This is a genomic window from Bradyrhizobium sp., from assembly GCF_036735945.1.
Taxonomy (GTDB): Bacteria; Pseudomonadota; Alphaproteobacteria; order Rhizobiales; family Xanthobacteraceae; genus Bradyrhizobium.
Genome location: NZ_DAINNI010000164.1, coordinates 1 through 8900 on the forward strand (window position 1 = coordinate 1; position 8900 = coordinate 8900).

Below are 8900 nucleotides of genomic sequence, written 5' to 3' on the forward strand. Positions count from 1 at the left end.
GGTGGGCGCGTTCGTCGGCCTCGATCAGCGCCTGACGGTCGGCGACCGGGATCTGATAATAGTCCGGATGGATTTCGCTGAACGCCAGGAAGCCATGGCGGTTGCCGCCATACTCGATGAACGCCGCCTGCAGCGACGGTTCTACGCGCGTGACCTTGGCGAGATAAATATTGCCGCGCAGTTGCTTGCGCTGGGCGGTCTCGAAATCAAATTCTTCGACGCGGTTGCCGCGGACCACGACGACCCGGGTCTCTTCCGGGTGGGTCGCGTCGATCAACATCTTGTTGGGCATTTTGGAACTCTTGACGGCGGCGGGCGCGGTGCATGGCGCGCGCAAATTGCGCGGCCCGGTGACGCGACGGTCCACCTGATTCGGGGGTGAGGGGAAGGCCAAAACGCACTTCTTGGCGCCGCGCCGAACGTGGGCCCACCAGAGCAATGCGACGTGCGAAGCTTTCGCCTCGCGTCGGCGCGATCGTTCCGTGGATCCTGGTCGGCAACACAGTCTGGCGCATCAAGCGTCGGCCCGTCTGAACATGTTGGCGGAGAATGATACCGCCGCATCTATCGCTGAAAGCCCCGGTTCGGCGCCGAAACGCCCGCCGGCCATCGCATATCGGACCGTGGGGTCCGGATAATCGGTTTTGCCGTGTTCTCAAACCGTCCCTGGAAAAGTACCTGGGATCGGACGCCGCTCGGGCTCGAAACCGCCGCTCCATGTCAGCCGCGCGCAGCGCTGGCTGGGGAGGGATCGGGAAAGACGCAGGTTCCTTCGGCTTCGAAGGTTCCGGCGCTGCACCGGGAGGCTGAACGCGACACAACCGGGAGTATTAGCCGTCAGCCCCCCGTACATACGTGGATTGGCGCCTGCGTGCAAGGGAAGCGGCGGGGAACCCTCCTGATGGCGTCGCGCTGCGGCAACACTGGCTTCTTTTCACTGGACGTGTCTTAAGGTCCGATTAACCCTGTGAGCCTAATGCGGTAATGGAAGGCTCCTCCGGAGGCACCGAATCGTTGGCGAGCCGCGCAAATCATCTCGTTTTGCTGGGATGTGGCCCTTTGTGCGCCGCAGCATTGCTATGCACCCAGATCACCGGCTCCGCTGTGGCCCAGGGTCTGGCTCCACTCCCGGCGGCGCAAGGGTCCGTTCCCGTTACCGCTCCAAGCCCGACGGCGGCTACGAATTTTCCGGTCGCGTCTGACGCACGGCTGGCCGGGGACAACAGGCAGACCCGCTTCATTCTCGACCTCGACAAGCCGGTGCAATTCCGCGCCTTCGCGCTGGCGGATCCCTACCGCGTCGTGATCGACCTTCCCCAGCTCAATTTCCAGCTTCCCTCCGGGGTCGGCGCGTCGGGGCGGGGGCTCGTCAAGGCATTCCGTTACGGGTTGGTCATGCCGGGTGGGTCGCGAATCGTGTTCGACCTGACTGCGCCGGCCAAAATTGCCAAATCCTATGTGCTCGAGGCGGCGAACGGCCAGCCGCCACGGCTGGTGATCGAACTCGAGCATGCCGATCGCACCGCCTTCGTGCAGTCGCTGGCGCCGGAAAGCCGTCCCGAACTGCGGCCGGGCATCGCCGAAGCGAATGCCACGGCGGCCCGGCCGGAAGCACCGGCCGCGGCCGCTACGCCGCAAGGGCCGCTGGACAAACGGCCGGTGATTGTGGTCGATCCCGGTCATGGCGGTGTCGACAACGGCACCCAGGCCGGCGGCGCCGATGTCATGGAGAAGAATCTGGTGCTGACGTTCGGCCTGGCGCTGCGCGAACGGCTGGAGAAATCGGGCAAGTATCGCGTCGTCATGACCCGCACGGACGATACGTTTATTGCGCTCGCCGACCGTGTGAAGGTTGCCCGCGCCGAGTCGGCCGCGCTGTTCGTCTCGATCCACGCCGACGCCCTGGCGCGCGGCGAGGGCGATGCCCAGGGCGCCACCATCTATACGCTGTCCGACAAGGCGACCGACTCGGAGGCCGAACGGCTGGCCGATGCGGAAAACAAGTCGGACGCGATCGGCGGCGTCAATCTCACCGACGAGCCGACCGAAGTCGCGGATATCCTGATCGACCTCGTGCAGCGCGAGACCAAGACCTTCTCGAACCGTTTCGCGCGGATCCTGATGGGGGAAATGAAGAATAATGTGCGGATGCACAAGCATCCGCTGAAATCGGCCGGTTTCCGGGTCCTGAAGGCCCCCGACGTGCCCTCGGTGCTGGTCGAACTCGGCTACGTCTCGAACAAGGGCGACCTTGAGCATCTCGTGTCGGAAAATTGGCGGAACAAGACGGTCGGCTCGATGGCGCAGGCAATCGATACGTTCCTGGCTAAGCGGCTGGCAACTGCCGGTTCCGGCAAGTGAATTATCGACGCGTCTTGCGCATAAAGTTGCCTGAAAAGCCCGCCTTCCGGGGCCGCAAGCCCTAGTTTGGCCACAGCGATACCGCTATAGGAAATTGACTGCTGGTCTTCGGAATTGGTCAGTATTTGTCCGCCGGGCCTTTTTATTGTTCGACCGCGTAGCGGCAAGCCTATTTGGCTGGATTGCCGCGTTAGGATAGCCGGTGAGTCCGGCGCTGCTGAGTGCGGCGCTTAAGGGTTGGAACGGAACTTCGAACATGCGCTTGCTGGTCCGGTTTTTGGGTTTCCTGTTTGCCGCCGGAACGGTCGTGTTCCTTGTCGGCGTGGCTGGCGTCGCGGGCGCGATCTGGCATTTTTCCAAGGACCTGCCGGACTATTCGCAGCTTCAGGACTATGAGCCGCCGGTGATGACGCGCGTGCACGCCTCCGACGGGGCGCTGCTCGGCGAGTATTCCAAGGAGCGCCGGCTCTATCTGCCGATCCAGGCGGTGCCGAAGCTCGTCATCAACGCGTTTCTCGCGGCCGAGGACAAGAACTTCTATGAGCACGGCGGTATCGACTTCACCGGCATGGCGCGCGCGGCCGTCCTCTACGCGCAGAATCTCGGCTCCAATCGCCGTCCGCAGGGCGCCTCGACGATCACCCAGCAGGTCGCGAAGAACTTCCTCCTCACCAACGAGGTCTCGTTCACGCGCAAGATCAAGGAAGCCTTGCTGGCGATGCGCATCGAGCGGGCCTATTCGAAGGACCGCATCCTCGAACTCTATCTCAACGAGATCTATCTCGGTCTTGGCGCCTACGGCATCGCGGCGGCGTCGCTGGTCTATTTCGACAAGTCGGTCAACGAACTCACGATCGCGGAGGCCTCCTATCTGGCGGCGCTGCCGAAGGCACCCGCCGCGCTGCACCCGGTGCGCAACCGCGACCGCGCCGTGGAGCGCCGCAACTACGTGGTCGACCGCCTGCAGGAAAACGGTTGGATCAAGCAGGCCGATGCGGAGAAGGCGCGCAAGGAGCCGCTCAACGTCACCAGCCGCGGCACCGGCGCGCACATCTTCGCCGGCGAGTATTTTGCGGAGGAAGTCCGGCGCGACATCTTCGAGCGCTATGGCGAAAAGAAGCTCTATGAAGGCGGCCTGTCGGTCCGCGCGACGCTCGATCCGAAGATGCAGGTCATGGCCCGCAAGACCATGGTGGCGGGTCTCGTCAGATATGACGAGGCGCAGGGCTGGCGCGGCCCCGTGAGCAAGCTCGACATCTCCGGCGACTGGGGCGTCAAACTCGCCGACGTCAAGGCGCTCTCCGACATCTCGCCGTGGCGGATGGCCGTGGTGCTGGAGACGTCGGACCAGTCGGCGCGGATCGGCTTCCAGCCAAGCCGCGAACTCGGTGGTGCCGTCAGCAAGGCCAGGCAGACCGGCATTGTCACGCTCGACGGCGTGCGCTGGGCCAGGGCGGCCGCGGGCGCAGCGAAGGGCAAGACCCCAACCTCGGTGGCGCAGGTGCTGTCGTCGGGCGACGTGATCTATGCCGACCCGCTGTTCGACAAGGATGGCAAGGCGGTCGAAGGTCAGTACCGGTTGCGGCAATTGCCGGAAGTCTCCGGCGCCATGGTCGCGATGGATCCGTGGACCGGCCGTGTGCTGGCGATGGTCGGCGGCTTCTCGTTCGACCAGAGCCAGTTCAACCGCGCGACCCAAGCCTATCGGCAGCCGGGCTCGTCGTTCAAGCCGCTGGTCTATTCGGCGGCGATGGACAATGGCTATACGCCCTCGACCGTGGTGATCGACGCTCCCATCGAAATCGACCAGGGGCAGGGCGCCGGCGTCTGGCGTCCGGAAAACTATTCGTCCGGCAAATACGGCGGACCGACGACGCTGCGTAACGCGCTCCGGCAGTCGCTGAACACCGTGACGGTGCGCCTCGCGCAGGACATCGGCATGCCCCTGATCGGCGAATATTCCAAGCGCTTCGGCGTCTATGACGAACTGCCGAACTATCTGTCCTATGCGCTCGGCGCCGGCGAAACCACTGTGATGCGCATGGTCACGGCGTATTCGATGTTCGCCAATGGCGGCCGCCGCGTGAAGCCGACCCTGATCGACCGTATCCAGGACCGCTACGGCCATACGATCTACAAGCACGACGCGCGCGAGTGCCGCGGATGCGACGCGCCCGGCGGCTGGAAGAACCAGAACGAGCCGCAACTGGTGGACCGCCGCGAGCAGGTGCTGGATCCGATGACGGCCTACCAGATCACCTCGATGATGGAATATGTCGTGCAGGCCGGCACCGCCACGGTGGTGAAGGAAGTCGGCAAGCCGATCGCGGGCAAGACCGGCACCACCAACGACGAGAAGGATGCCTGGTTCATCGGCTTCTCGCCGGACCTCGTGGTCGGCATCTATGTCGGCTTCGACAAGCCGCGCAATCTCGGCCGCGGCATGACCGGCGGCCACCTTGCCGCGCCGATCGCCAAGGATTTCCTCAAGCTCGCGCTCGCCGACAAGCCGCCGATCCCGTTCAAGGTGCCGGCCGGCATCAAGCTGGTCCGCGTCGACGCCAAGAGCGGCATGCGCGCCGGACCCGGAGAGGGCGGCCGCACCATCCTCGAAGCGTTCAAGCCGGGCACTGCTCCGCCGGATAACTACGCCGCCATCGGCGTTGCCGACGCGGACGGCCGGACGCCGCAGGGATATTCGCAAGGATATCAACAGGGATATCCGCAAGGATATCAGCAGCCTGAACCCGGCAACATCATGCGCCCCGGCGGACTTTGGTAGTCCGCCATATCCGGCGGGCCGGGACCTGCCGCAGGGAAGCGGACTGCCCGATTTCGACCATGTGAACATGGGATAGCGTCAGACGGCGAATCCTCGGGTAGTAGGAGGATTGGCGCGTGAGAACGAACGTCGGCACGGCGACGCAACAGTTGGAATGAAATCTTGATAATTCGCTTTCTGTTGCGGTTTACCGGCTTTCTGTTCGCGGCCGGCAGCGTGCTGTTCCTGGTGGGCGTGGCCGGAATCGCTGCCGGGATCTGGCATTTTTCCAAGGACCTGCCGGACTATTCGCAGCTTCAGAACTACGAGCCGCCGGTGATGACGCGCGTGCACGCCTCCGACGGGGCGCTGCTCGGCGAATACGCCAAGGAGCGGCGTCTCTACCTGCCGATCCAGGCGATGCCGAAACTCGTCACCAACGCGTTCCTCGCGGCCGAGGACAAGAACTTCTACGAGCACGGCGGCATCGACTTCACCGGCATGGCGCGCGCGGCCGTTCTCTATCTGCAGAATTTCGGCTCCAACCGTCGTCCGCAGGGCGCCTCGACCATCACCCAGCAGGTTGCGAAGAACTTCCTCCTCACCAACGAGGTCTCCTTTACGCGCAAGATCAAGGAAGCCTTGCTGGCGATGCGCATCGAGCGGGCCTATTCAAAGGACCGCATCCTCGAGCTCTATCTCAACGAGATCTATCTCGGTCTCGGCGCCTACGGCGTCGCCGCGGCGTCGCTGGTCTATTTCGACAAATCGGTCAACGAACTCACGATCGCGGAAGCCGCCTATCTGGCTGCGCTTCCGAAAGCGCCGGGCACGTTGCATCCGGTGCGCAACCGCGACCGCTCGACCGAGCGGCGCAATTACGTGATCGACCGCCTCCTGGAAAACGGCTGGATCAAGCAGGCCGACGCGGAGAAGGCACGCAAGGAGCCGCTGGTCGTGACCAGCCGCTCCAACACCGGCCATACCTTCGCCGGCGAGTATTTTGCCGAGGAAGTCCGGCGCGACATCTTCGAGCGCTACGGCGAAAAGAAGCTGTACGAAGGCGGCCTCTCGGTCCGCACCACACTCGATCCGAAGCTGCAGGTGATGGCGCGCAGGACGGTGGCCGCCGGCCTCGTGAACTTTGACGAGGCGCAGGGCTGGCGCGGCCCCGCAAGCAAGCTCGACATCTCCGGCGACTGGGGCGTCAAACTCGCCGACGTCAAATCGCTCTCCGACATCTCGCCGTGGCGGATGGCCGTGGTGCTGGAAACGTCCGACCAGTCGGCGCGGATCGGCTTCCAGCCCGGCCGCGAACTGGGCGGCGCCATCTCCAAGGAGCGGCAAACCGGACTGATCACGCTGGAAGGCGCCCGATGGGCGAAGCCGGCTTCCGCTCGCGGCAAGGCGCCGGTCGCGGTCTCGCAAATCCTGTCGCCCGGCGACGTGATCTATGCCGACCCGCTGTTCGACAAGGACGGCAAGGCGGTCGAAGGCCAGTATCGGCTGCGGCAATTGCCCGAAGTGTCGGGCGCCATGGTCGCAATGGACCCGTGGACCGGCCGCGTGGTGGCGATGGTCGGCGGCTTCTCGTTCGACCAGAGCCAGTTCAACCGCGCAACGCAGGCCTATCGGCAGCCCGGATCGACCTTCAAGCCGCTGGTCTATTCGGCGGCGATGGACAATGGCTACACCCCGGCCAGCATCATGATCGACGGTCCGATCGAGATCGAGCAGGGCCAGGGCGGCGTCTGGCGTCCCGACAATTTTTCGGTCGGCTCCTACCGCGGCCCCATCACGCTGCGCGAAGCGCTCAAATGGTCGGTCAATACCGTGACGGTGCGGCTCGCCCAGGATGTCGGGATGCCGCTGATCGGCGAGTATGCCAAGCGTTTCGGCGTGTATGATGAACTGCCGAACTATCTGTCCTATTCGCTCGGTGCCGGCGAAACCACCGTGATGCGGATGGTCACGGCGTATTCGATGCTCGCCAATGGCGGCCGCCGCGTGAAGCCCACGCTGATCGATCGCATCCAGGACCGCTACGGCCGCACCATCTTCAAGCATGATGCGCGCGAGTGCCGCGGTTGCGATGCGCCGGACGGCTGGAAGAATCAGGCCGAGCCGCAACTGGTGGATCGCCGCGAACTGGTGATCGATCCGATGACGGCCTACCAGATCACCTCGATGATGGAAGGCGTGGTGCAGGGCGGCACGGCGTCGGCCCTGCGCGAGGTGGGCAAGCCGATCGCCGGCAAGACCGGCACGACCAGTGACGGAAAGGACGTCTGGTTCATCGGCTATTCGGCGGATCTCGTGGTCGGGCTCTATCTCGGCTACGACAAGCCGCGCAGCCTCGGCCGGGCGGCGCAGGGCGGTCACACCGCGGCGCCGATCGTCAAGAACTTCATGAAGCTTGCGCTCGCGGACAAGCCGGCGACCCCGTTCAAGGTGCCGCCCGGTATCCGCCTGGTGCGCGTCGATGCCAAGAGCGGCATGCGGCCCAATCCGGGCGACGGCAGCCGCACCATCCTGGAGGCCTTCAAGCCGGGCACCGCGCCGTCGGACAATTATTCCAACGTGGGCATTGCCGACAGCGAAGGACGGCTGCCGCAGCAGCCGATGTCCCCGGAGACGGACTCGATCATGCGCCCGGGAACCGGCCGGCTGTACTAGCCGTTTCCGATTGCGCTTTGGGGCTGACGCCGCTACATCCGTCGCAAGTCAATCCAATGGCGGTCGGTGGCCGCAGAGCAGAAAATACCATGCGCGCGGAAGTCGAACGCCTCGTAGAAGAGATCAAGCAGTCGGTCGGGCTGCTGAGGAGGCATCTTTGACGTCGAGAAATCCACGGCTCGGCTCGCCGAGCTGAACAGTCTCGCCGAAGATCCCAATCTCTGGAACGATCCCCAGAAGGCCCAGAAGTTGATGCAGGAGCGCACCTCGCTGGTGGACGCGCTCGAAGGCATCGGCAAGGTCGAGCGCGAGCTCGACGACAATGTCGAAATGATCGCGCTCGGCGAGGCGGAGAACGATGAAGGCGTGGTCGTCGAGGCCGAGAACGCGCTGAAGGCGCTGAAGAAGGAAGTCGCGCGGCGCGAGCTGGAAGCGCTGCTGTCGGGCGAAGCCGACAAGTTCGATTCCTATCTCGAAGTGCATGCCGGCGCCGGCGGCACCGAAAGCCAGGACTGGGCCGCGATGCTGTTGCGCATGTACACGCGCTGGGCCGAGAACCACGGCTTCAAGATCGAGTATCTGGAAGAAACGCTCGGCGAAGAAGCCGGCCTCAAATCCGCGACCATCCAGATCAGCGGTCACAACGCCTATGGCTGGCTGAAGACGGAAGCCGGCGTGCACCGCCTGGTGCGGATCTCGCCGTTCGATTCCAACGCGCGCCGGCACACCTCGTTTTCGTCCGTGCAGATCTTTCCCGTCGTCGACGACAGCATCAAGATCGACATCAAGGAGTCGGACGTGCGCACCGACACCATGCGCTCGGGCGGCGCCGGCGGTCAGCACGTCAACAAGACCGAATCCGCGGTGCGCCTCACGCATATTCCGACCGGCGTCGCGGTGGTCTGCCAGGCCGGCCGCTCGCAGCACAAGAACCGCGCCCAGGCATGGGACATGCTGCGCGCGCGGCTCTACGAAATCGAATTGAAACGGCGCGAGGAACAGGCCGCCGCCGACCAGGCCGCCAAGACCGATATCGGCTGGGGCCATCAGATCCGCTCCTATGTGCTGCAGCCCTACCAGATGGTGAAGGACCTGCGCACCG

General features: G+C 64.4%; 3 protein-coding genes and 2 pseudogenes. 4 read left to right on the forward strand and 1 reads right to left on the reverse strand.

What is annotated here, in order from left to right:
* Positions 1–292: pseudogene (locus tag V7E26_RS27440) on the reverse strand (hypothetical protein); the annotation flags it as partial.
* Between the two features lie 722 nt (positions 293–1014).
* On the opposite strand from V7E26_RS27440, the gene V7E26_RS27445 reads away from it, so the two are divergent.
* From V7E26_RS27445 to prfB, 4 genes and pseudogenes are all read left to right on the forward strand, one after another.
* On the forward strand, positions 1015–2361 hold the full coding sequence (locus V7E26_RS27445; protein WP_324422398.1) for an N-acetylmuramoyl-L-alanine amidase: 1347 nt from the start codon (positions 1015–1017) through the stop codon (positions 2359–2361).
* Between the two features lie 256 nt (positions 2362–2617).
* Positions 2618–5143, forward strand: coding sequence for a penicillin-binding protein 1A (locus tag V7E26_RS27450; RefSeq protein WP_324422400.1), 2526 nt, complete (start codon positions 2618–2620; stop codon positions 5141–5143).
* A 168-nt stretch (positions 5144–5311) separates the two neighbouring features.
* Complete coding sequence (locus V7E26_RS27455; protein WP_324422402.1) at positions 5312–7798, forward strand: penicillin-binding protein 1A; 2487 nt, start codon at positions 5312–5314, stop codon at positions 7796–7798.
* Between the two features lie 89 nt (positions 7799–7887).
* A pseudogene (gene prfB / locus V7E26_RS27460) lies at positions 7888–8900 on the forward strand (peptide chain release factor 2); the annotation flags it as partial.

Bases quoted from the DNA above. Each gene is read 5' to 3' on its own strand.
- V7E26_RS27450 (WP_324422400.1), top strand. From the start codon at position 2,618: ATGCGCTTGCTGGTCCGGTTTTTGGGTTTCCTGTTTGCCGCCGGAACG.